This is a genomic window from Bacteriovorax sp. PP10 (assembly GCF_035013165.1).
Taxonomy (GTDB): Bacteria; Bdellovibrionota; Bacteriovoracia; order Bacteriovoracales; family Bacteriovoracaceae; genus Bacteriovorax; species Bacteriovorax antarcticus.
Genome location: NZ_JAYGJQ010000002.1, coordinates 259265 through 280871, shown reverse-complemented (window position 1 = coordinate 280871; position 21607 = coordinate 259265). Strand labels below are relative to the sequence as shown.

Below are 21607 nucleotides of genomic sequence, written 5' to 3'. Positions count from 1 at the left end.
TAATTAAGCAATTTGTTTATCTGATTCAGAAGAGTGAATCATCTCGTGAATAATCTGTGCTGCTTTACTTGGGTTGTTTTCAACCAGAGCAATAATTTTTTCACGAAGCATGTTCCCTTCAATCTTCTCAGGGTTCAACTTCTCTTCAATTTGCGGTAACGCATCTTCTAAACCTGGTAGACGTTGATTAGCTTGTACTTTTTCAAGCTCTTCAAGTGTACGAGGTAAAAAGTCTTCCACTGTCTCGATCGTGTTGTCTGTGATCCATTGAATGAATGGACGAACAACCATGAAGAAGAAAAGTGAAATCGTTAATCCTACTGCCAGGTACTTTACGATATTTCTGATAAGTTCACGGTTAGCTTGCTCTTTTAAAAGTGCGTCTGCTACCGTCATGTCTTCTCTAGCAAATTCCATGTTCTTAATAACTAGTTTGTCACCGCGTTTTTCAGAAGTTCCAAGCGTACTAGCTACGATTTGTTGGAAGTTATCAAGATCGGCCTGGGCCCATTTCTCATACTTCATGATAGGATTTCCGGCCTTATCAAGTTGAGGAGCTCCATTTTCATCAAGAACTGCTACTCTCTTCCCATCGATCATTACTGCTGCTGAAATCGCTTTCACGTTTGCAGAAGGCTTCTTCGATTGAGTGACAGTCGTTGGAACGTTGAAGTTTCTTGTCGTAAGTTCTTTCGTTACGTTGTTTTTAGTTTCAGCTACACCCGGTTGAGGTTCTTCACCTGGCATATTAGCACGAGCACCAACCATTCCTTGCGGAGATGGACGAGAGCCGTTTAAGTTCTGAGAGTTTTTAACTTCTGAGAGAACTGCTGCGTTTTCGTTATCATATGAAGTTGCTGTAGAAACTGATTCAGTAAAATCTAAATCAACTGTAACTTTCGCTACAACTTTTCCGTCTCCTACTACTTTCCCTAAGATTTCTTCAATTTGTCTTTCGTATTTCTGATTGATTTGCCCTTCAAGCGCCATTCTGTTTGCAGTTGTCGCTGTCATCGGGTCACCGATGTTTTCAGATAATTTCTTTCCGCGGTCATCTAAGATAACAACGTTTTCTGCTCTCATTTCTTCAACTGATGAAGAAACCAGTGAAGCAACCCCTTTAATCTCACCTGGAGTTAAAGACACACCGTTGTTAAGTTCTAAAACAACAGAAGCTGTTGGAGCTTTCTTTTCTGAAACGAATGGAGAAGATTCCGGGATTGTAATGTGAACGCGAGCTCTCTTTACACCCTGGATGTACATGATCGACTTAACTAACTCTCCTTCAAGAGCTCTTTGCTTATTAACTTTTTGAACGAAACTTGTTGTCCCAAATGATTGTTTATCAAAGACTTCGTATCCTACTGTTCCTGAAAAACTTGTTCCAAGTTTAGCGATTTCAAGGCGCCATACTCCAACTAAATCTTCTGGAATAGATAGAGTCTTACCTTCATTTGATGTTTGGTATGGGATTTTCTTTTCTTCAAGGATGATAGCAATTTTACGTGCATCTTCTTTGTTAAGATCAGTATAGAGAACGTCATATCTAGTTTTAGATGCCCAAACAACGATTCCAGTCATAGCAGCTGCAATTAAGCAGGCAACGATGATGAAACCCATTTTTTTAGTGGCATCAAGGCCATTAAAAAATTCTTTGAAGTTTCTAAAAATTTTCTCAAAAATATCTTGCAAAGGAATCCTCCTGATACTCTAATTTCACATCCTATGAAATCAAGATCGCTACCAAAACTAGACCGATAAGATCACGGAACTCTGAAAAACATCAACTACTTTTTCGATCTTCAAAAGTAGTTGAAATGCTCCACTGGAGCATTTCATCCGTGATCACATCTGCATTCTCATGATTTCTTTGTAAGCTTCAATAACTTTCATACGCACTTGGTTCATCGTCTTGAAAGCGATTTCCGCGTTCTCTACAGCTAACATTGTTTCAGAGATATTTTTTGTTTGCCCTGAAGCAAGTTTCTGAATAGCTTTGTTCGCTTCAACTTGCATATTGTTCACTTCAGCAAGCGAAGACGCCATGATGTCAGAAAAGCTTTGAGGTGCTGCCGCTCCAGTTGCCTGGTTTGGATTAAGCTCATTGAACTTCGGCATGCTTGCCTGATCAATTGAAGCACTTTTTGTCCAATCCTGAGTGCTATAGTTACTCAGCATCTTATTCATGTTACCTAGATTTTCAATTGCCATACATTATCCTCTATTATTTAAAAAATTAGTTTCTTCCGATTTCAAGATCTTTAATCGCCATGGCCTTAGCTGTCCCCATTGCGTTGATGTTAGCTTCGTATGCACGAGATGCTTCGATCATATTGGCCATTTCTTCCATCGTGTTGATGTTTGGATAGGCCACCATCCCGTCTGAGTTAGCATCAGGATGATTTGGTTCATATTTTAAGATAGGTGGCTTTCTGCTATTTTGGATTTCTGTAGCATGAACCGTCTGTGCTTTTTCTTCTAATTCACCTTCAAGAATTTCTGAGAAACTCTCTCTTGCTGGTTCTGAACCAAATACCACTTCTTTCGGTTGGTAAGGTCCACCTTCTGCCGTTCTTGTCGTTTGCGCGTTAGCGATGTTCGACGTGATTGCGGCCATTCTTTTTTTGTTAGCTGTAAGTCCTGAAGAGCTAATTTTTAAACTTGTTAACAAATCCATTTATTCCCCCTCGAACTATTGACCAGAGCCAATAGCGTACTTTAATAATCCCAGTTTCTTGTTGATCAACTGAACCGTGGCATCGTACATAACTTTGTTTTCTGCCATCTCGGCCATTTCAGAGTCGCGATCAACATTGTTTCCGTCAGGGCTTACGATTCCATTTGAGTCTTCGTAAACTTCTGGCTGAAGATTATTAAAGCTTCCGCCTCCGACATCGAAATGTCTGGAGTCGGAAGATTTCATTGCTAATTGATCATCAACGTCTAGTGCTCTAGCTAGAGCTTCTTCAAAATCAAGTTTCTTTGCTTTGTAACCAGGAGTTTCAGCGTTAGCGATATTCGATGCATGAAGCTCCTGACGTAGTTGTCTGAACTTCAATGAAGCTGTTAAGGCCTGCAATGTTTTATCTTCTAACTTCATACCTTTCTCCTATCCTTCAGAATTAACGTAAGTTAACAAAGTAAGATGAGTTATCAGTTCTGTACTCATTGATCTTGTTTCTAAGAGTTCTAATAGAAACTCCAAGAATTTTTGCCGCTTGAGTTCTGTTTTCAGAAGTATGGATTAGTGCCTTCTTGATAAGAAGCTTTTCAGCATCTTTAAGAGACATTAAACGAACTCCATCAGAATCATCTTCGCTCATGAAGTTAACTGATTTTTTATCAGATACTTCGTAAGCAGACTCATCAAGAAGAGAAGAGTTGTTAGAAATTGAGCTTGAGATTACTTGCTTTAACTCATGAATGTTGTTTGCCCAGTAGTGTGAATTAATTCTATCCATTGCTACTGAATCAATTTCAACTGCTTCAGATTCTGTTCCAGAGATCTCAGACATGAAGTGACGAGCTAATCTTTGAAGATCTTCTTGTCTTTCACGTAGAGCTGGAATTGTTACAGCGTTGTTTGAGAAGATTGTGTATAGACCACGGTAAAATCTACCAGCACCAACAAGCTTAGAAAGGTTTTTAGTTGTTGTAGCTACTAAACGAACGTCGATGTCATAGTCTTCGAGTTCGTTAATGATCTTGTGAAGTCTTTTTTGGAACTCTTCATCAAGGCAGTCAATGTTACCGAACACAACAGTTCCTCTGTTAGCGGCTTCAAGGATCCCTTTATTGAATCTTCCAGTTGTATTGTCTCTGTGTCCCAGGATTCTGTTTTCTACTTCCTGAGCTGGAAGTGAACAGTCAACCAATTCGAATGGCTGATTAGCTCTTCCTGAATTTTCGTGGATGTATCTACCAAGAGTTCTTTTACCAACTCCGTTTTCGCCAACAATCAATACGGCAGCTTTGCTAACAGATAAGTTTCTCGCCTGTTGAACAGCTTTCTCTACTCTAGTATCTGTTCCAAAAAGTTCTACCCTAATCGTTTCCATCTGACCTCCTGTCATACGAATGTCGCTCCCATCCTGAAAGCTATTTATAAAGTTCTTTCTTTTAAATTCAATAAACCTAATTCACTTTTCGCTAACTCTTTTAAGTAATCCGATGTTGTTTTATCGTTTACTAAAGCTGAGAAGACTTCTCTTCCTTCTTTTACTTTCTGGTTAGCAACCATTGCCTGACCTAAAATATAATTTACCCTTCCTGTGTAAACAGATTTTGGATAAGCTTTCTTAAAATCGTTAATCTTTTTTTCAAATAACATATAATTGTTTGTCGTTCCTTTTCCAGCGGTTATTTCGATACCAAGGTAGGCAATTCTTTCCCTGACATTCTGTATATAAGCATTGTCCGTGCCAAAAGAACTGGTGTCACTTAAGATGGCTTCACTGACTTTCAAGAATTTATCAGTCTGCCCTAATTCATAGATGGAGTCAGTATAGGCCCGGATCATATCCGCTACGTCTGAAGGATCGTAAATAATTCTCTGATTTTGTCCTGAGAAAAAGTTCTCTAAATGAGAGATTGCCCCAGTATAATCCTTCTGATTAAACGATACCAAACCTTTATAGTAGTTTGCTTTGTTATAGTTAGGAACTCGCTTCTCGAAAGCAGCGATGTTCTTTGAAACTAAATCCCAATTCTTTAGCTTGATATCTTTTACAATCACTAGCTCGGCCAATAAGTCACTTGCCTTCAACTCTTGGTTTCTCTCAATCCAGATAGGGAAAGTCCTGTTAGGAGTGTCTTTTAGCTTCTCAAACGCTGCATAAACGTCGTCAAAGCCTTTATATAAACCAAGCTTCACATATGAGCTTCCCACTACAAAGTTCATGTATGGGTCCATTGCCACTTTATCAACGTATTTATCTTTGTACGTCTGCCATGCTTTGATCACTTGCGAGTATTCAGATTTTTTGTAGAAGTCTGAGATGATCCCGTAAACGATTTCTGCTCCGTCACCTTCAAAGATTCTTCCGTCGATTTTCGCCATTCCAATAGTTGGAATTAAGCTTAAATAAGCTAGAGCTTCTTTGAATTTCCCATCAACAATCAACGTTCTTAAACGAACTTGTTGAAGAAGCTTCGTTAAGTTCTTATCTGGAGTTACCGCTGATTTATCTTGCTCTAAGAAGATTCTCATTTCGATATCGCGGTCATCAAGCACTCTTTTTCTGACTGATCTGAAAGCTACATATCTCACTCTTGCTTCGTAACTTACTTGCCCATCTACTGAAGAGTCGATGGCCTTTTTGTAAAGATCCAGCGTTTCGTTGTAGTTCTTGTCCATTAAGTCCGAGCAAAGAGCTGTTCTTAAGTGAGCATTTGAAGCTACGAATTCGTATGAATAGTTTTTCGTGAACTCAGTATAAAGATTCATCGCCTCTTGGAATCTTCCAAGTCTGAAATAAGCTTCTGCTGTGTTGTACATGATAACTGGGTCAATCGGCTTAGCTAAACCTGCTTTATTGGCCTCATAAAAGTTCACAAGCGCAGTTAAATCCCCGCCTCTTAAATAAGCGTAAGACTGGTAAGCTAATAAAAGTTGAGCTGGAAGGATCTTCTTCATTGTCTTTTCTTGCGAAAGCTCTCTGATTTTATCGATCTGTCCAAGTTTTGCCAGAGAGTTTAACATCGCTTCTGCAGGGATAATTGACTCTTCAAAGTCAAAGTTATCTCTTGTTCCAGCGTAGTAAGTCTTAGCTAATTGAAGAATTTTAAGCGATTCGTTTCTTTCGATGTAATAGCTTAAAAGGTATTTATAAATACCTTTTTTCAATTCATAGTTTTCAGTTTTTTCTGAAAGGTTCGTAAGCATAGTAAGAGCATTCTTAAAGAGTTCCTGGTTTGGAACATCTACGTTCTCTCTTAAAATAGCGTTCGCTTTAATGAACTCTGTCAGTTCCCATTCAGTCTTAGCACCGTATTTTTGCTCGAAGAGTTTCATTGATTTGTACATCAATCCCCACTTCTTCTTACGATATAGATTGATCGTAAGTTGAAGATGAGACTCTTGCTCGCTCTTTTTAAAGTTACGGTTAGCAATTGGATAAAAGATCTCTGGGATCTTTGTTTTTAAGTTAACTAATTGCTTATAAGCTGGAGCTATCGGATCGTAATCCCAGATAAAAGTCGCCCCGTATCTGAAATCTCTATAAGGCTTCTTTGAATCTGCTTCTTCAGCGTCCAGTTCGGCCATTGATTTCTTGCTGATTCTATTAGGATCAACCACGAAAGAAGATAAAACCTTATCAGCTTCAATTTTCTTTTCTAATGAAACGTCTGCTTTTGGCATCGGTTGTTCTTTAGTTACCGCTTTTGTCGTCACCGACTTAGCTGCGATAATTTTTGGCTCAGTCGATTTTGCAGCAAGCTCAATGCTTGAAGCTGCAATGGGTGCAGCTTTTTTTGGAGCAGGAATCACTTTTTCGACATCATTTCCTGTCGTTGCGTTCTCAGCAGGCTTTAAAACCGCTGCTCTATTTACACTTACCGAGTCACCACCGTCAGTCCAGAAATCTAATACGTATTTCTTATCTCTTTCACGGTAGAAACTGAACATTTCAACATTTGTATCTTTAAGTTCGATTTCAATCGCCATCGCGTTCATGGCACCAGAACTGTTCGCATTGTCTTTAAAATCAATCTTATTAAGGTATTGCGGGTCTAATTTAACATCTGTTAGTTCATTTTTAAGGTTGTTAAACAGCTCAGTGTTTAATGTCTTTATAACGACTTTATTTCCAACTTTAGAAAATTGAAGCTGATCTCTTCCCGTAAATAGGTTCCAACGAAGGTAAGTTGTAGCTTTTTCCTGGTCTAATAAAACCTGAGCGATGGCAGAATTTGCCAATACAAAAGATAAGACGAAACAAATCGTCAAAAATTTGAAGAATTTTTTTATTGGGCAGATTTTCACGAAACATCCTGTTCGCATCAAATTGTCCTAGCGGTTAAACTTGTCCTCTTCATCCTGAAGTGACTTCTGTTTTTAAATCTTACCTGTTTTTGAGTTTTTTTAAAGGAAAATTTTTCTCACATGCAAAATATGCCGGTCAAGCAATTGACAGCTGCAAGAAATAATCTGTTTACAATCATTTACAAGAATCTTCTAATAGAGGGGTAAATACATTGAATTAACCTTACTATTTTAGACGGCCTTATGAAAAAAATTTTGCTTCTACTCCTTATAACCGTTTTAGGCGCTTGCTCATCAAGTGAGAATAATGGAGCTTACTCAAAAAGTAAGACGGTCGAAAACAATTTAAGCAAGACAATCAAGAAGCCATGGTCTGAAATTGATAGCGAAGGATCTGACTTAGCTTTCAGAAATAAAACAACCAACAGTATTTTTATCTTTAATAGTGCTTGTCGAAAATTTGATCCAAGTAATCTTCCAACTCTCACGAATTCAATCCTTACTGGAATTGATAATGTTGAGATAATGGAAAAAACGATGTTGACTCATCAGGATCGCGAAGCTGTTCTTGTTGTTGCTAAGGGAACAGTTGATGGTATTGCAAGATACTTCAGAATTCTTACGACTCAAAAAAACAACTGCATCTATGATCACGCTCTTATTGCAACGTCAGAAGCAAATCTTAAAAAAGACACTGCTGATTTTAATAAATTCATTCAACTATTAAAGCTAAACTAAGATGAAAGTATTTATTCAACAAACCATTGATGACAGAATTGCCAAGGCGAGAAACTTTTTTGTTTTCGTTGGCGAAATATTTGAATTATTTTTTCAAACGATCAGATGCACTTTCACTGGGAAATTTTATGTTTCAAGATTAATGGAACAAATCACCCAGCTTGGCTATGGATCGACTTCTCTTACCATCGTTATTGGACTTACGATGGGTTTAGTTATGACTTTAAACTTCGGTTACGGTTTAGCTAAATTTGGTGGGACACTTTATGTTCCTGCCGTTGTCTCTTTATCTCTGGCGCGTGAGATGGCCCCACTGTTTACCTCCCTTCTGGTTGCAGGTCGTGTGGGTTCCGGAATCGCTGCTGAAATCGGTGCTATGAACGTTACCCAACAGGTAGACGCCATCAGAGCACTGGGAACATCACCTATAAGAGTATTAGTTGTCCCGCGCTTTTGGGCGCTGGTTATCACGCTTCCACTGTTGTCGTCACTGGCCTTCGCCGTTGGGATTCTTGGCGGACTTGTCGTTTGTAGACTTGAGTTTGATATTGTCCCTGGATTTTATCTATCTAAGGTTTTCTCAACAGTTAAAATTTATGACTACCTGTCTGGAATCGTGAAGTCCGGTATATTTGCCGGAATTATTACAATTTGTGCTTGTTATAAAGGTCTTAATACAAAAGATGGGACCAAGGGAGTTGGGATTTCTACAACCTGGGTTGTAGTAACCGCTTCTATATTGATATTAATTACGGATTTTTTTATTAGTAAAATCTTCCTGGTTATCTGGAACTAAAGATGGGCGAAGTCATTTTAGAATTAAAAAATATTCATAAAAGTTTCGGGACAAATAAAATTCACCGAGGCATTAATCTTTCTCTCAAGAAAGGAGAAAGCCTGGGTCTTTTAGGTGGGTCAGGAACAGGTAAATCAGTTTTACTACGCTCAATCATTGGACTAGAAAGAATTGATCAGGGAGAAATTTTATTTCATGGAGAGCGCATCGATCAATTGTCTGAAGAAGAGCTAACTCCTTATCGGATTAAAATTTCATATTCTTTTCAAAGTGGCGCTCTTTTCGATTCGATCAACGTATTCGAAAATATTGGTTACCCACTTTTTGAGCACACTCGTTTTAGTTACCAACAAATTAAAGACAAAGTAGCAGAAATGCTAAAGCTCATCGATCTTCCAGGTAGAGAACATATCATGCCTTCTGATCTATCAGGTGGTATGCAAAAACGTGTCGGTATGGCACGAGCAATGATTCTAAACCCTGAAGTTATTCTCTATGATGAACCAACTGCGGGGCTAGATCCGGCCAATACGTTAAACGTGGTGGGCCTTATGCAAAGATTAAAAGAAAAAGGACTTGCTTCTATTTTTGTAACTCACGATATCCCTTCTGCTCTCAGCTTATGCGACCGTATCGTCGTATTAAATGAAGGAAAAATTATTTTCAACGACACTCCTACTAACTTCCAAAACTCAGACGATCCAATCGTCAAAAAGTTTAATGCTCATTAAGGATTTGTATGTTTAAGCCTACTGATAAAAAGAATTATTTAGTTTCGGGATTTTTTATCTCGTTATTACTTTTAGTAGTAATGGTTACAATTTTTATGCTCAATAAAGAAAATCCCATTTTCAGCAGTAAAGTACTCATTAAAACTGAAGTAAAAAGCGCTCAAAGCCTAAAAGATGGTGCAGGCGTTCAATTAAGAGGAATAAAAGTCGGAAGTGTTAAATCGATTGAATTCAAAAACCTTGAAACTCTAATTATCACTCTTGGTGTTACTGAAAAATACCGCGAATGGATTAAAAAAGACTCTGTTATCACTTTTAAGACTCAAGGGGTTCTTGGTGACAAATTTATGGAAATCAGCGGAGGAACACCAGAAGCAGCGACTATTGCTGACGGTGACATCTTAGTGACAAATGAAGGCTCACAAATCGATCACATCATTACAAAAGGTGAAGACTTAGTTGTGGCCGCAGGAAGCATCTTAACAAAGGTTGATAAACTTCTAGGAAATGTTGAAGAGAAGCGCTTTGAGCGCATTCTACAAAACATGGAAAACTTAACGGCCAATACTAATAAAGTAATGAGCACGTTAAACGATAAAAATCTTGGCACAGCTATTGGGAATATGAAGACTGCAAGTGATTCTATGTCTCGAGTGACAAAACGTATTGAAGAAGGACCAGGGACTCTCCACGCACTTATTTATGATCAAGGTCTGCATGAAGATCTTCGCTCACTCGTAGGTGGAGCTAACCGAAGTAAGGTTCTTAAATTCTTTATCCGCGAATCAATTAAGAAAAATGACAGTAACTAAAAAAAGCCCCTCTTTCGAGGGGCAACATCTTGGGGGATGTTTTTTTATTTTTTAATTTCTTCTTTTTTCTCTTCTTTCTTTTCTAACTTATGTTCTAGTTTCTTATTTTTCTTAGCTTTTACTTTTACAATCTTCTCTTCTTTTTTAGTTTCTTTTACTTCAGCACCTGTCTGAGCAAAAACACCTAAAGACATTACACTTGCTAGGACCATAGCTAAAAATAATTTTGTTTTCATGCGAGTTCTCCTTTGTGTGTTTTGGAATGTTTCTTAATTCCTAAAACCAGTCTAACAAAGGGACATTAAAACCTTATTTAAACGGCGTTAATATTTTTTAATCTCTAAAGATCTTCGTAATATTAAGCAATTGAACTCTTTTCTCAATGTAGTTATCAATACATTAGCACCATAGCCTTTTACCTATATTAAATATTATTTAGTCAGTATTTTTAAATCATGAATCCCATACTACAACTGTCTTCACTCAGAACGAGTTAAACCATAATTGGAGATTATATGAAAAAGGCACTTTGTTTACTAATGTTCGTTACTATGTTTTCTGCTCAAGCTGCTAGTGTTGTTTGTCGTGGTACAAGTCCGGCAACTGGACAACCTTTTGCTGTAGAGATCACAAAGAAGGAAGTTATTGTTACAGGAGGATCTTTGAGTGCTCCTCGCATTTTCAAAAATCTATCAGTCGTAAATGGATTAACCACAGCACCAGGACTTGCCGTTGCTTACAGCAACCATTTTTTCGGATGTATTCGTGAGGTAACGATCATTACAGAATTAACTGATCAAATAAATGCTGGTTACATGGAAACATTAAACGTTAGTGTATGTTCAGGTGGAACGACTCCAGATGAAGTTTGTGGTGTAGATTAGAAATAAAAAAGGCCCCATGAAGGGGCCTTTTATTTTAATTTAATTGCTGAACAAACCCTTTCTTCTTCATCTTCTCAATCAACGTCGTTCTGTTCATCGATAAAAGCTTCGAGGCCTGATTCTTATTCCCACCAGTCACTTCTAATGCCTGGTTGATAAGCGAGTCTTCAATATCAGATAAAAGCTGTTTTAAATCCACTCCGTCATCCGGAAGAGAGATAATGTTTTTATATGAATCAAGATTGTGTGGAGCAGTTTTTACAAACTTAGCTGGAAGATCTGAAACCTTAATCTGGTTTCCACCTTTTAAGATAACTAATCTTTCAATTAAGTTTTCAAGCTCTCTAACGTTTCCTGGCCACTCATAAGTAATAAGCAGTTCAAGTGTTTCATCATCAAACTCAATATTGTTTCTTCCATCAGCTGAAACAAACTTCGATAAGAAGTATGAAATCATCAGAGGGATATCTTCACGACGCTCACAAAGCGCCGGGATCTTTATAGGAATAACATTTAAGCGGTAGTATAAGTCTTCGCGGAAGTTCCCTTCTGAAACAGACTCTTCTAAATTTCTGTGAGTCGCAGTAATGATACGAACATCAATATCCGTAACTTCATTACTTCCTACTCTCTCGATCACGCGGCTTTGAAGCACACGTAAAAGTTTAACTTGAAGTAAAAGTGGCATATCCCCAATTTCATCAAGGAAGATCGTTCCTCTGTGGGCCATTTCAAAGCGACCTTTACGACTAGAGATTGCTCCAGTGAAGGCACCTTTCTCATGTCCAAAAAGTTCACTCTCTAAAAGTTCAGAAGGAATCGCACCACAGTTTACTGAAACCATGTTGTGAGCTTTTCTTGGTGAAAGATTATGAAGAGCATTCGCCACTAACTCTTTCCCAGTTCCTGACGGCCCTGAAATGAATACTGTTGAATCTGATGCTGCAACTTTTTTAATTCTCTCGAAAACCTGCTTCATTTGTTTTGAGCGACCAACCATTCCACAGAAAATATCATCTGCAGTAGGAGCTTCAATTTTGAATTTGCTTTGGAACAAGTGAGGAGCGTTTGAGTTTTGATTAGGTGTTACTTTTGAAATCAGCGATTCAGTATTTATGAAAGCTGTTACTGGTACATTTAACTTTTTCGTGAAGGCCTTCATAACCAGGTCACTTAAAATTTCCAGCTCAAAAGGTTTTGTCAGGTAATGGAATACCCCTTTTTTAGTCGCATTGATGGCCGTTTCAATAGAAGCGAAGCCTGTCATAACGATTGATACGAAATGGTGTCCACGCTCTTTTAAAAGGTCGATAAGAAGTAACCCATCCGATCCACCAGCTTCAAAGCTGATGTCTGTGATAAGGCAGAAAGGAGTTTGGTTCACTACCGTTTCTGATTTAATTTTTTTATCGAGTTCCAGAAGGCATTCTGAAGGACTTAAGAAAAAATGTACGTTGAGATTGAGTTTCTTTTCGAGATATTTTTTGATCGTCGTACCCAGTACACGATCATCCTCAACCAGATAAATATCCGGGAGTTTCATTGTGCTGGTCAGTCCACTCTTCGATGAGTCCTGCTCATATGAAGTATGTAGAAATTGAAAATCATTCACTCTTCGCGTCCTTGAAAAAGAAATTGATGAAACTCTAAAATTGATCAAAAAGGTCAATCCATTTAACCTTCATAAAAATGCTAACAATGAAGTGATCCCAGTGTCAATTTTTCAACACGAGGGTCCCGTAGGGGCAGAAGTTTCCGATTAATTGATTTGGGTATGCTAACTAGCTAAAAGCTTGAGTTAAATGTTTCGTTATTCCGTCTGGTCCGCCCATTAGGAAATAAACGATGGTAGCTGTAAGACAAAATAAGGTTATTGCGCCCCAGATATAGGCGATGTCACGATAGTCCTTAAGCCAAAATAGATAAGCGAAGTGGATACTAGTCAGTCCCATCGGAACTGCCCAAAATGGAATGTATTTAGCGAGAAAAAGAGACACATCAAAAAAATTCAAACGCGCTTCCTTATCTCGTCGTAGTCGCAGCTGGTTTTTCAGCGGCCATCGGTGGAACAGTATCTGTTAATGGGTTTGGTTTTGCTTTTCTTTTACCATCAAAGTTTTTATCAATGACAGCACCAGGAGTTTTTGTCGTAACCGCTGTCAGCGTATTGCTACAAGCAACCGCTTCAAGACTTTTTAGTTCATCCATCTCTTCTTCCATTGCAGAGAACATGCATTTTTTAACTTCTTTGCACTGCTCTTTCTGGACTTCTTCGATGGTTTTTTCTTTTATAACTTCTTTGCCGCCTTCAACCACTTTGTACGTCGTCGCAATATCAAGATTACAAGATCCATCCAATACGGCAGGCGAACGCGAATTTTCCGCGAAAGAGTTAAAAGAGAACATGAATGTAAAAATTAATAAATTTTTAATCATTTTAAAATGGTGCCATTAGATCGACATAGGATCAAGCAGGAAAGCATTAGTCACTTTCCTGCCTTCTTTTTAGTTCTTTAAGGCCTAATTAAGCCCTTAATCTCCCGTCGTCACACCCATATGAGCGTCCTCAAAACGCATTTGCTCTGCCATTACCAGGCCAGACAGCTCTTTTTTAAGTGCATTGAATTCTGGGCTAGTTGGGTTACGTAAGCGAGGCATATCAACTTTGATGTCTCTTTTTACTGTTCCCGGGCGGTAACTCATGACCACGATTCTATCAGCTAGGTAAATGGCCTCTTCAATCGAGTGAGTAACGAAAATAATAGTTTTCTTATACTCAGACCAAACTTTTAAAAGTTCGTCTTGCAAACTTCTTCTTGTAAGAGCGTCCAGAGCTCCAAACGGTTCATCCATCAACATAATCGGTGAATCAAGAGCAAGTACGCGAGCGATCGCCACACGCTGTCTCATACCACCAGATAAATCTTTTGGATAACGATTGGCAAACTCAGTAAGCTTTAACATTTTTAAAAGCTCATCAAGCTTCGTTTGAATTTTCTTTGGATCTTCTTTTTTGATTCTTAAACCAAACGTGATGTTATCGGCAACACTCATCCATGGAAAAAGTGCGTACTCCTGAAAAACCATTCCGCGGTCCGGGCCTGGCTCAGTTATTAATTTGCCATTAACAGTAATCTCTCCGCTTGAAGGAAGAGAAAAACCAGCAATCGCATTTAACAGCGTACTTTTACCACAACCAGAAGGCCCAAGAAGGCATACGAACTCACCATCTTTAATTTCTAAATTGATGTCTTTAAGAGCGATAACGTCTCCGCTATCACTTTGAAAAACTTTATGAACATTTTTAATTTGAATATCTACATTACTCATTACTCTAAACCTCTGTGCCATCTTAATAGATAGTTATTTAAGCGATCCACAACCATATCAATCGCCAGACCTAAGATCCCGATTGAAAACATTCCGGCGATAATTTTATCTGACCAGAAATACTCACGGGCCTCAAGAATTCTGTAACCAAGACCTGAGTTCACCGCGATCATCTCAGCAACGATCATACAGATAAAGCCAGTCCCGATGCCGATTCTAATACCACTTAAAATAAATGGAGTTGCAGCAGGAAGAATAATTTGTGTGAACATAACAAATGGACTGGCCCCCATATTTCTTGCAGCACGAACGTAGATATTATCTACAGATCTCACTCCAACAATTGTGTTCATTAAAACTGGGAAGAACGCTCCTAATGCAATTAAAAAAACGGCAGGAGGATTTCCTAAACCAAACCATAAAATTGAAAGTGGAATGTAAGCAATTGGAGGAATGGGTCTTAACACCTGAACGATTGGATTGAAGTAGTCATACACTTTCGTGCTGGCACCCATTAATAATCCAAGCGGTAGAGCTAAACCTGTACCAATTAAACAACCAATTAAAACGCGGTGGAAGCTGGCCCACATATCACCGAAGAATTCTCCTGAGAACAACCAAGCTATGTAGCTTGACGTTGCCGGGTCATGAGCTTCCATTGGGATAATATATTGCCACCAACGAATAAGAACAGCAGAGGGCGCGGGTAAAATTTGAGGATTAATAAATCCAACACGAACTAGAAGTTCCCAAATACAAACTGCTATTAACGGAACCCAAATTCCTTTTATACTAGAAATAAAATCTTTTTTCTTAGCCACGATTTTCCCCTGTCTATTCAAAATCCTAAAATTACTATTTAACGTTTAATGCTTTTTTTGCTTCAGCAAGAATATCTAACTTAACCCAATCAGCAGCTTTTGGTGGATTGGCCATACGACCTACACCATACTGTTGCATGAAATCAGTTGTGATTTGAACGTGAGCAACAGTGATGTCGTATGTGAACTCAGCGTTGTCCATAGCATCTTTGTAATCTTGAAGAGTAATTTGTCCTTTGAACATTTTCTCTACTACGTATTTTTGCGCGATTGCCGGGTTATCAATAAAGTACTTTGTTGTTTCAACAAAACACTTCATGAATCTTACTGCAACGTCTTTGTTCTTGTACATTTTCTCAGTCATAACAAGTGCTCTAACCGGCTCTCCCATTGGAGTGTCGTAAGGCTTCATTAGCTCAACTCCGAAACCTTTGTTGATAGCTTGTGATGATTGAGGTTCTGATTGAGACATACCATCAATTTGTTTTGCAGCGATCGCTTGGTTTAAATCAGCGAATGGAAGATAAACGATTTGTACGTCTTTTCCTGGCTTATCAGACCAAGTAAGTTTTGCTTTTGAAAGTTCAGCTAATAAAAGAAGTTCCTGAGCTCCACCGCGAGCAACACCAATTTTCTTTCCTTTCATATCTGCGATTGATTTAATTCCAGCATCAGCACGTACAACAATACGAGCCCCACCTTGAGCAAATCCAGCGACAGCAAAAATAGGAGTTCCACCTGAACGACCTGCAATCGCAGCATCGGCAGCAGAAGCTGCTACATCAATTTCTCCAGCAACGATTGCCGGCATGATGTCGATCCCTTTTGGGAAAACACGTTCTTCAACTTTTAAATTATACTTTCCGCACATTGTAGACATGTAACTAACAGCACCGTAGTGAGCGAATTTTAAATTTCCGACACGAACAACATCTGGAGCTGCATGAGCAACTGATGCCATAGAAAAAAGTGCGACAATTGATAATAGTGATTTCATTGAATCCTCCTTTGGATAGATGATTAAAATGGTACTTATGCAAGAAGCGATGGGCAAGAATAAAAGCCCTTTTTACAGAGGAGAATGAACTCAGTTCATCATAGCAAGTTGATCAATTATTTTTTCAAGGAAAAGCTCTTGAGTGTTATTCAAAATTTTATTCTTTCGTTGGTATAGTTTGAGTGTAAACTCAAGGTTCTCTTGAAGTAACAGGTTAAATAATTTTTTATTTTTAACTTCAGCACTCACACTAAATGCTGGCAACACAGCTGCACCTACACCATGCATGGCAAGATTCTTATGCAACATAAGGCCATTGGTATTTAATTGTATTTTTAAGTTTGGATAACGCTTTTTTAATTTTTCATAAGTTGGAAATTTTTTAGTAAGAGAAAAATCAATCTCTCTTGAGCCTATGAATATATCATGCTGCTTTTTTGTTCCAACGCAGAGAAAAGAAAACTTTTTAATTTTTTCAAATTCAATTCCACTCATCTCTTCCGGCCCATGAAAAAACAATCCAAAATCAATTTCTTCTTTAACCATTTTTTCGCAAGCTTCCTGCGCCGTTAAATATAAAATCGAGATTTCAACGTTGGGATAATCTGTCATCCACTTTGTAAGAACGGGTGTCAGAATATAATGCCCTACAAGGTCATTAGTTGCGATTCTTAATTTGCCGGAAATCTCATTCGATTCATGACCGATGAATTCTTCCAATTTTTGAACTTTCGCAAAGACTTCTTCTGCATATAAAAAAAGTTCCCTACCCTTATCAGTTAATTGGATATTGCGTCCCTTTTTCTCAAAAGGAGGAAAGCCAATCTTCTCTTCAAATTTTTTGAGCATGATACTCAGAGCAGGCTGTTGGATTTGCAGTACCAAACTAGCGGCAGTGACACTTCCACTTTTGGCAACTTGGTAGAAATAGTAGAGATGAAGCAGATTTGTATTCATATATTAAATATATCACAAACATTAAAACTATATATTTTTATTTATCCCCACTCTGTCATATTTATACTCCACTTTCCAAAAACCACAGGAGAACTAAATGAAAGCTTTGATTTTAGGATTATTGATTTTGACTACCAAAACTTATGCCTCAGGATGTGATGATGGAAATCCTATGCACTTTGAAGAAGCGCCAGTAATGAGCTTAGGAACACATTACGCCTATACTGGATGTCATACTGATTCTTGCTACATCTATACTTCTAAATCAGAAGGCGAAGCTGTAGAACGCCATTCTTTATACGCGACAAAAACCGGTTTTGAAGTGCCTATGACTGAAATAAAAGTAGAAGTAAAAATGTATCGCCAATATTATACCAACTCTTGCACTGAACTAACTCGTTATGTAGTAGGTGCTGAGTATGAAGGGAAAAGATACAGAGAAGCTGCTGACCTTAACTCAATTTAGTTAATCATTCACAGGAGAAAACAATGAAATTTTTAGTCTTAGCACTATTACTAGTAACGACAAAAACATACGCTGCCGGCTGTGTAGATAACTACCATTCTGTTTCATTAACAGAAGAATTAGCAGTAACAAATCTTGGTTCCGCTAATGCTCATCTAGAATGCAACTCTGGTAAATGCAGTATCTGGACATCTCAAGAGATTTCTGTAGGAACTGAGCAACACACTCTAAAAAGCATGGATGTGACTCAAAAACAAATGAACATAACTTCACTTGGAAACTTAGAAGTGAAGATTTACAGACAAACTTTTGATAGCATGTGTAGTCAGGTGATTCGCTATACTCTAGGTTTAGATTATGATGGAGTGAGATTTAGGGAATTAGAAGATATTACTTTTATAGATTAAAAACAAGGCCCTCGAAAGAGGGCCTTGACTTAATTAATTGGAGTGAGACTAACGTAACCATCTTCTAGACTATAATGAAATTTATCATCATAAAAATCATAATATGATCTGCTGTTTATAATTTTAAATTCCCCTATTCCCAAGAAAACATCTTTGTTTGAAAAATCCTTACCTAGGTAAATGGGTTTATCTGTATAAACCGTTGTGAGATCATTAATACTCACAATTCCATAATCAGTATATTTTGAATAAAAGAATTTATTAACATCTTGTAAAAGACTTACTCTCACTTTTTCTTTTGGGAAAGTCACTTCCAACTGCGTTCCAGCTTTGCAGTAACTAAAAACATACCAATTTATATTTTCTTCATAAGCACGACAATTAAAAACACTTCCTTTAAAATTATGTTTTATAAGATTGTTTTTTTGCGCGTATCCAATAATCACACCTGAATCTGAAACTTTGATATAACTATATTCAGGGTCATTAAGAGTTATCTCATTATATTCTAAATTAAACTGTCCCCTAAACCCATTCTGCCATGATAACTCATTCACTTGTTTAAAATCTAATATATAACTTTTTTCGTTCAGGTATTCGAACCGAACAGAAGCATTTTTAGGATTTACGAAACTAGATGAGAAATAATCGAGATCTTGACTCGCAGTAATTATAAGTTTACCAGACTCCCATAAAAATATACTTGGCTTTCCTGCTCTTAAGAATCTCGCAATATTGGACATTAAAATTTTACCATCGAAAATTCTCAACTCAACATAAGGCGTACTTGTCATGCGGCCATCAATTTCTAACTCTAAACTAGTATCTTCAATTTTTACCACCTGCTCATTATATTCATTGGTAAAAATCGTTATGACTGGTTTACATAATTCGCAAACCTTCCATCTATAGTTTTTATATTCAATCGCATCGGACAAATCAGCAACAAGAGAAAGAAAAACATTCAGATCTAATTTAGTTTTTAAGATCTCACCAACAGTCGCTCGTACAACCATTGAGTTACTACTTTTATGCTCTATCGCTTCACGATAAATAATTTCATGAAGAATCAAAGACATTTTATTAAATTCATCCAGCTTGTTCCAAAGATCTAAACTGACTGTATATCTCTTTTTACCGGCCGGTCTTTCATCATCAGAAAGCTGAATTGCAATTTGTTTTAATTCACATCCCGTAGGAATAGCGACCATTCCTGCATCATCAACATCACTTAATTTAATTCCAGGCAAAAACTGTGCTTCACTTTCAAAACTCTCAAGAAATTTTAAATATTTTGCAGTTCTCTTTGGCTGAATCGGTAAAAGATTAGTTTGTAGTAAACTCTTAATCATCTCTTGATAAGTCTTTCCTACTGGTCTTTTAATCTCATAACCACTGGTTCGAGCTTCGTAAATATCCAGCAGCTCAATTTTTTTCCCACAAACAACAACGTCACCGCCATTCCCAACACGATCACCTCCCATTAAGTTCTCATCCGCAAGAACGCTAATCGAAAATCCCATTAGAAATAACATCATCATTTTTTTAAACATTTTTTCCTCTTACGTTTGTGGGTTTGCTCACTGGATAGAGATGCACATTCATATGATAAATCTCTTCAGGATCATCCTGCTCTACCAGCTCACACACTTCATCTTGAAATGCCCTTATTAGTTCTTTTACTTTCTTAATATTCTTTGGATTGATCTTTAACAGTATCGAAGAAAAGTCTCTCAACTCGACTTCCGTGTCTCTTAGAGCAGCTTCACTTAACTCTAAAGTGTCTCGGTGATATTTCTTAATTGCAGAGTTCGCAATATCTTCACTCGTCTGATAACGAATAAATGTCCTGACAAATCGGCCATTCACTTTTTCAAGCATCTCTAGACGAAGCAATCTCTCTAATGACTCTTCAACTTTCTTAACTGATAAGTCCAATCTATCAGCAAGCGCTTTCACATTATGCTTCTCGCCTGGCAATTCAATCAAATTGAGTAGTGCCAGATAGTGCCAGCCAGATAAAACTTCATACTGATCAAAAGTTAAATCCTGATACACACGATCCAGACCAATATTGCTTGATTTCTTCTCTTCTAAAAAAGACTCGGCCTGCATTGGAGAATAACTCAAATTAAGAAGAATCTTCTTTGCCGTCGCATGAGTCACTCTTCTCTTCTTCTGCAAGATCTCAGTCAGAGCTCCAGAGCTCACACCCAACTTCTTACTAAAGGCCCTTAAACTAAAAGCAGCATTCAAACTCTTCTTGGCAGAATAGCTTTCCATCAACTCATAGAGCAGTTTCTTGTTTTGATAATCATTTAGAAGTTCAGTCATGTTAAAAAGTATGACCGAGAAGGTGTCGGAGCACAATGCTCCTAGCGCCTTTTTCGCTCCGAGACCCCGGAGCGGCAGGATTTTGGACAAAAAAAAGGCCTTCCGAAGAAGGCCTTATTAAAACTAGAAGTGAGACTTAAGTTCTTCTAAACGATCTAATTTTTCCCATGGGAAAATGTCACGTCCAAAGTGTCCGTAAGCAGCAGTTGCTGAATAGATTGGCTTAAGAAGATCAAGTCTTTCGATGATCGCTCTTGGCTTCATATCAAACATTGCATTGATTACAGTTGTTAGTTTATTGATATCAACTTTTTCTGTTCCGTATGTTTCAACAAGGAAAGAAACTGGTTGAGCTACACCGATTGCGTAAGCAACTTGCACTAGTGCTTTTTCAGCAAGACCAGCAGCAACGATGTGCTTAGCAACGTGACGAGCAGCGTATGCAGCAGATCTATCAACTTTCGAAGGATCTTTACCAGAGAAAGCTCCACCACCGTGTGCTCCATGTCCACCGTAAGTATCTACGATGATTTTTCTTCCTGTAAGACCACAGTCTCCCATTGGTCCACCGATTACGAATCTTCCAGTTGGGTTGATGTAGATTTTAGTTTTGTTATCGATAAGGTGAGCTGGAACAACTTTGTTAATTACTTCAGCACGGATCCCTTCTTCGATTTGCTTTAAAGTCATTTCTTCTGCGTGTTGAGTAGAAAGAACGATAGCGTCTAGACGAGTGATTTTTCCGTTAACATATTGAGCAGAAACTTGAGTCTTACCATCAGCGCGAAGTAATGGAAGAGGACCATTCTTTCTAACTTCTGAAAGTTTTTTAGCAAGTTGGTGAGATAGATCGATAGTAAGTGGCATGAAGTTAGCTGATTCGTTACAAGCGTAACCAAACATTAAACCTTGATCCCCTGCACCTTGTTCAGTGAAAGTTCCCTTTCCTTCGTCAACACCTTGAGCGATATCTGGAGATTGTTTTCCAAGAGCAACAGTTACACCACAAGTTGTAGCGTCGAAGCCCTTATCTGAATGATCGTATCCGATATCCTTAATTGTCTTTCTTACGATTGCCTGGAAGTCTACGTTTGCAGCAGAAGTAATCTCTCCAGCAAGAACAACTAGACCAGTTGTAATCATAGTTTCGCAAGCTACGCGAGACTTAGGGTCTTGAGCAAGCATTGCATCTAAAACCGCATCAGAAATCTGATCGGCCATTTTATCTGGGTGACCTTCAGTCACAGATTCAGAAGTAAAAATGTAGTCTTTCAACATATAAATATTCTCCAAAATAGGTGGTAAATAAAATTTACCTAAACAAATAATACTCTAGTGTATGCGCCGAA

At 38.0% G+C, this 21607-nt stretch carries 23 protein-coding genes; 7 read left to right on the top strand and 16 right to left on the bottom strand.

What is annotated here, in order from left to right; translation table 11 throughout:
- Positions 1-3: 3 nt before the first annotated feature.
- The 6 genes from fliF to SHI21_RS11325 form a co-directional block, all read right to left on the bottom strand.
- Positions 4-1692, bottom strand: a complete 1689-nt coding sequence (gene fliF / locus SHI21_RS11350; RefSeq protein ID WP_323576701.1) for a flagellar basal-body MS-ring/collar protein FliF — start codon at positions 1690-1692, stop codon at positions 4-6.
- A 153-nt stretch (positions 1693-1845) separates the two neighbouring features.
- Positions 1846-2211 (bottom strand): flagellar hook-basal body complex protein FliE, encoded by a 366-nt coding sequence (gene fliE, locus SHI21_RS11345; protein ID WP_323576700.1) that lies wholly within the window; start codon positions 2209-2211, stop codon positions 1846-1848.
- A 25-nt stretch (positions 2212-2236) separates the two neighbouring features.
- Positions 2237-2677, bottom strand: a complete 441-nt coding sequence (gene flgC, locus SHI21_RS11340) for a flagellar basal body rod protein FlgC (protein ID WP_323576699.1) — start codon at positions 2675-2677, stop codon at positions 2237-2239.
- Positions 2678-2692: 15 nt separating this feature from the next.
- Positions 2693-3100: a flagellar basal body rod protein FlgB gene (flgB, locus tag SHI21_RS11335; protein ID WP_323576698.1), complete on the bottom strand. Its 408-nt coding sequence runs from the start codon at positions 3098-3100 to the stop codon at positions 2693-2695.
- A gap of 22 nt (positions 3101-3122) precedes the next feature.
- On the bottom strand, positions 3123-4058 hold the full coding sequence (locus tag SHI21_RS11330) for a sigma-54-dependent transcriptional regulator (RefSeq protein ID WP_323576697.1): 936 nt from the start codon (positions 4056-4058) through the stop codon (positions 3123-3125).
- Positions 4059-4102: 44 nt separating this feature from the next.
- Complete coding sequence (locus SHI21_RS11325; protein ID WP_323576696.1) at positions 4103-6985, bottom strand: tetratricopeptide repeat protein; 2883 nt, start codon at positions 6983-6985, stop codon at positions 4103-4105.
- A 243-nt stretch (positions 6986-7228) separates the two neighbouring features.
- On the opposite strand from SHI21_RS11325, the gene SHI21_RS11320 reads away from it, so the two are divergent.
- The 4 genes from SHI21_RS11320 to SHI21_RS11305 are packed head-to-tail and all read left to right on the top strand — an operon-like array spanning position 7229 to position 10062.
- Positions 7229-7723 (top strand): hypothetical protein, encoded by a 495-nt coding sequence (locus tag SHI21_RS11320; RefSeq protein WP_323576695.1) that lies wholly within the window; start codon positions 7229-7231, stop codon positions 7721-7723.
- A 1-nt stretch (position 7724) separates the two neighbouring features.
- Complete coding sequence (locus SHI21_RS11315; RefSeq protein WP_323576694.1) at positions 7725-8519, top strand: MlaE family ABC transporter permease; 795 nt, start codon at positions 7725-7727, stop codon at positions 8517-8519.
- A gap of 2 nt (positions 8520-8521) precedes the next feature.
- The gene (locus SHI21_RS11310; protein WP_323576693.1) at positions 8522-9250 is read left to right on the top strand and encodes an ABC transporter ATP-binding protein; all 729 of its coding nucleotides are present in this window, start codon (positions 8522-8524) and stop codon (positions 9248-9250) included.
- A gap of 8 nt (positions 9251-9258) precedes the next feature.
- A complete protein-coding gene (locus SHI21_RS11305; protein WP_323576692.1) occupies positions 9259-10062 on the top strand; it encodes an MlaD family protein in 804 nt (267 codons plus the stop codon).
- Between the two features lie 44 nt (positions 10063-10106).
- On the opposite strand, the gene SHI21_RS11300 is transcribed toward SHI21_RS11305, so the two are convergent.
- Positions 10107-10298: a hypothetical protein gene (locus SHI21_RS11300; protein ID WP_323576691.1), complete on the bottom strand. Its 192-nt coding sequence runs from the start codon at positions 10296-10298 to the stop codon at positions 10107-10109.
- Positions 10299-10577: 279 nt separating this feature from the next.
- Between SHI21_RS11300 and SHI21_RS11295 the strand changes: the two genes are divergently transcribed.
- Positions 10578-10946 (top strand): hypothetical protein, encoded by a 369-nt coding sequence (locus SHI21_RS11295; protein ID WP_323576690.1) that lies wholly within the window; start codon positions 10578-10580, stop codon positions 10944-10946.
- 34 nt (positions 10947-10980) lie between these two features.
- On the opposite strand, the gene SHI21_RS11290 is transcribed toward SHI21_RS11295, so the two are convergent.
- From SHI21_RS11290 to SHI21_RS11265, 6 genes are all read right to left on the bottom strand, one after another.
- On the bottom strand, positions 10981-12558 hold the full coding sequence (locus SHI21_RS11290) for a sigma-54-dependent transcriptional regulator (protein WP_323576689.1): 1578 nt from the start codon (positions 12556-12558) through the stop codon (positions 10981-10983).
- Between the two features lie 410 nt (positions 12559-12968).
- Positions 12969-13382 carry a hypothetical protein gene (locus SHI21_RS11285; RefSeq protein WP_323576688.1) on the bottom strand — a complete coding sequence of 138 codons (414 nt, stop codon included), beginning with the start codon at positions 13380-13382 and terminating at the stop codon, positions 12969-12971.
- Positions 13383-13478: 96 nt separating this feature from the next.
- Entirely contained in the window at positions 13479-14276 is a 798-nt protein-coding gene (locus tag SHI21_RS11280; RefSeq protein ID WP_323576687.1) for an ABC transporter ATP-binding protein, read from the bottom strand.
- Positions 14276-15097 carry an ABC transporter permease gene (locus tag SHI21_RS11275; protein WP_323576686.1) on the bottom strand — a complete coding sequence of 274 codons (822 nt, stop codon included), beginning with the start codon at positions 15095-15097 and terminating at the stop codon, positions 14276-14278. The genes SHI21_RS11280 and SHI21_RS11275 overlap by 1 nt, the downstream gene beginning before the upstream one ends.
- Before the next feature lie 34 nt (positions 15098-15131).
- On the bottom strand, positions 15132-16094 hold the full coding sequence (locus SHI21_RS11270) for an ABC transporter substrate-binding protein (RefSeq protein WP_323576685.1): 963 nt from the start codon (positions 16092-16094) through the stop codon (positions 15132-15134).
- A 90-nt stretch (positions 16095-16184) separates the two neighbouring features.
- A complete protein-coding gene (locus SHI21_RS11265; RefSeq protein ID WP_323576684.1) occupies positions 16185-17051 on the bottom strand; it encodes a LysR family transcriptional regulator in 867 nt (288 codons plus the stop codon).
- Between the two features lie 97 nt (positions 17052-17148).
- On the opposite strand from SHI21_RS11265, the gene SHI21_RS11260 reads away from it, so the two are divergent.
- Together SHI21_RS11260 and SHI21_RS11255 are read left to right on the top strand one after the other, a co-directional pair.
- Positions 17149-17517: a hypothetical protein gene (locus SHI21_RS11260; RefSeq protein WP_323576683.1), complete on the top strand. Its 369-nt coding sequence runs from the start codon at positions 17149-17151 to the stop codon at positions 17515-17517.
- A 23-nt stretch (positions 17518-17540) separates the two neighbouring features.
- Positions 17541-17924, top strand: coding sequence for a hypothetical protein (locus SHI21_RS11255; protein WP_323576682.1), 384 nt, complete (start codon positions 17541-17543; stop codon positions 17922-17924).
- 29 nt (positions 17925-17953) lie between these two features.
- Here SHI21_RS11255 and SHI21_RS11250 read toward each other — a convergent pair whose 3' ends face one another.
- The 3 genes from SHI21_RS11250 to metK form a co-directional block, all read right to left on the bottom strand.
- Entirely contained in the window at positions 17954-19477 is a 1524-nt protein-coding gene (locus tag SHI21_RS11250; RefSeq protein WP_323576681.1) for a hypothetical protein, read from the bottom strand.
- Positions 19470-20258: a DUF4423 domain-containing protein gene (locus SHI21_RS11245; RefSeq protein ID WP_323576680.1), complete on the bottom strand. Its 789-nt coding sequence runs from the start codon at positions 20256-20258 to the stop codon at positions 19470-19472. Before SHI21_RS11245 ends, SHI21_RS11250 begins: the two co-directional genes overlap by 8 nt.
- 123 nt (positions 20259-20381) lie before the next feature.
- Positions 20382-21536, bottom strand: a complete 1155-nt coding sequence (gene metK / locus SHI21_RS11240; RefSeq protein ID WP_410198820.1) for a methionine adenosyltransferase — start codon at positions 21534-21536, stop codon at positions 20382-20384.
- Positions 21537-21607 lie beyond the last annotated feature (71 nt).

Coding starts and splice junctions, on each gene's coding strand:
- fliE (WP_323576700.1), bottom strand. CDS start 2,211: ATGGCAATTGAAAATCTAGGTAACATGAATAAGATGCTGAGTAACTAT.
- flgC (WP_323576699.1), bottom strand. CDS start 2,677: ATGGATTTGTTAACAAGTTTAAAAATTAGCTCTTCAGGACTTACAGCT.
- flgB (WP_323576698.1), bottom strand. CDS start 3,100: ATGAAGTTAGAAGATAAAACATTGCAGGCCTTAACAGCTTCATTGAAG.
- SHI21_RS11330 (WP_323576697.1), bottom strand. CDS start 4,058: ATGGAAACGATTAGGGTAGAACTTTTTGGAACAGATACTAGAGTAGAG.
- SHI21_RS11320 (WP_323576695.1), top strand. CDS start 7,229: ATGAAAAAAATTTTGCTTCTACTCCTTATAACCGTTTTAGGCGCTTGC.
- SHI21_RS11315 (WP_323576694.1), top strand. CDS start 7,725: ATGAAAGTATTTATTCAACAAACCATTGATGACAGAATTGCCAAGGCG.
- SHI21_RS11310 (WP_323576693.1), top strand. CDS start 8,522: ATGGGCGAAGTCATTTTAGAATTAAAAAATATTCATAAAAGTTTCGGG.
- SHI21_RS11305 (WP_323576692.1), top strand. CDS start 9,259: ATGTTTAAGCCTACTGATAAAAAGAATTATTTAGTTTCGGGATTTTTT.
- SHI21_RS11300 (WP_323576691.1), bottom strand. CDS start 10,298: ATGAAAACAAAATTATTTTTAGCTATGGTCCTAGCAAGTGTAATGTCT.
- SHI21_RS11295 (WP_323576690.1), top strand. CDS start 10,578: ATGAAAAAGGCACTTTGTTTACTAATGTTCGTTACTATGTTTTCTGCT.
- SHI21_RS11285 (WP_323576688.1), bottom strand. CDS start 13,382: ATGATTAAAAATTTATTAATTTTTACATTCATGTTCTCTTTTAACTCT.
- SHI21_RS11280 (WP_323576687.1), bottom strand. CDS start 14,276: ATGAGTAATGTAGATATTCAAATTAAAAATGTTCATAAAGTTTTTCAA.
- SHI21_RS11270 (WP_323576685.1), bottom strand. CDS start 16,094: ATGAAATCACTATTATCAATTGTCGCACTTTTTTCTATGGCATCAGTT.
- SHI21_RS11265 (WP_323576684.1), bottom strand. CDS start 17,051: ATGAATACAAATCTGCTTCATCTCTACTATTTCTACCAAGTTGCCAAA.
- SHI21_RS11260 (WP_323576683.1), top strand. CDS start 17,149: ATGAAAGCTTTGATTTTAGGATTATTGATTTTGACTACCAAAACTTAT.
- SHI21_RS11255 (WP_323576682.1), top strand. CDS start 17,541: ATGAAATTTTTAGTCTTAGCACTATTACTAGTAACGACAAAAACATAC.
- SHI21_RS11250 (WP_323576681.1), bottom strand. CDS start 19,477: ATGTTTAAAAAAATGATGATGTTATTTCTAATGGGATTTTCGATTAGC.
- SHI21_RS11245 (WP_323576680.1), bottom strand. CDS start 20,258: ATGACTGAACTTCTAAATGATTATCAAAACAAGAAACTGCTCTATGAG.
- metK (WP_410198820.1), bottom strand. CDS start 21,536: ATGTTGAAAGACTACATTTTTACTTCTGAATCTGTGACTGAAGGTCAC.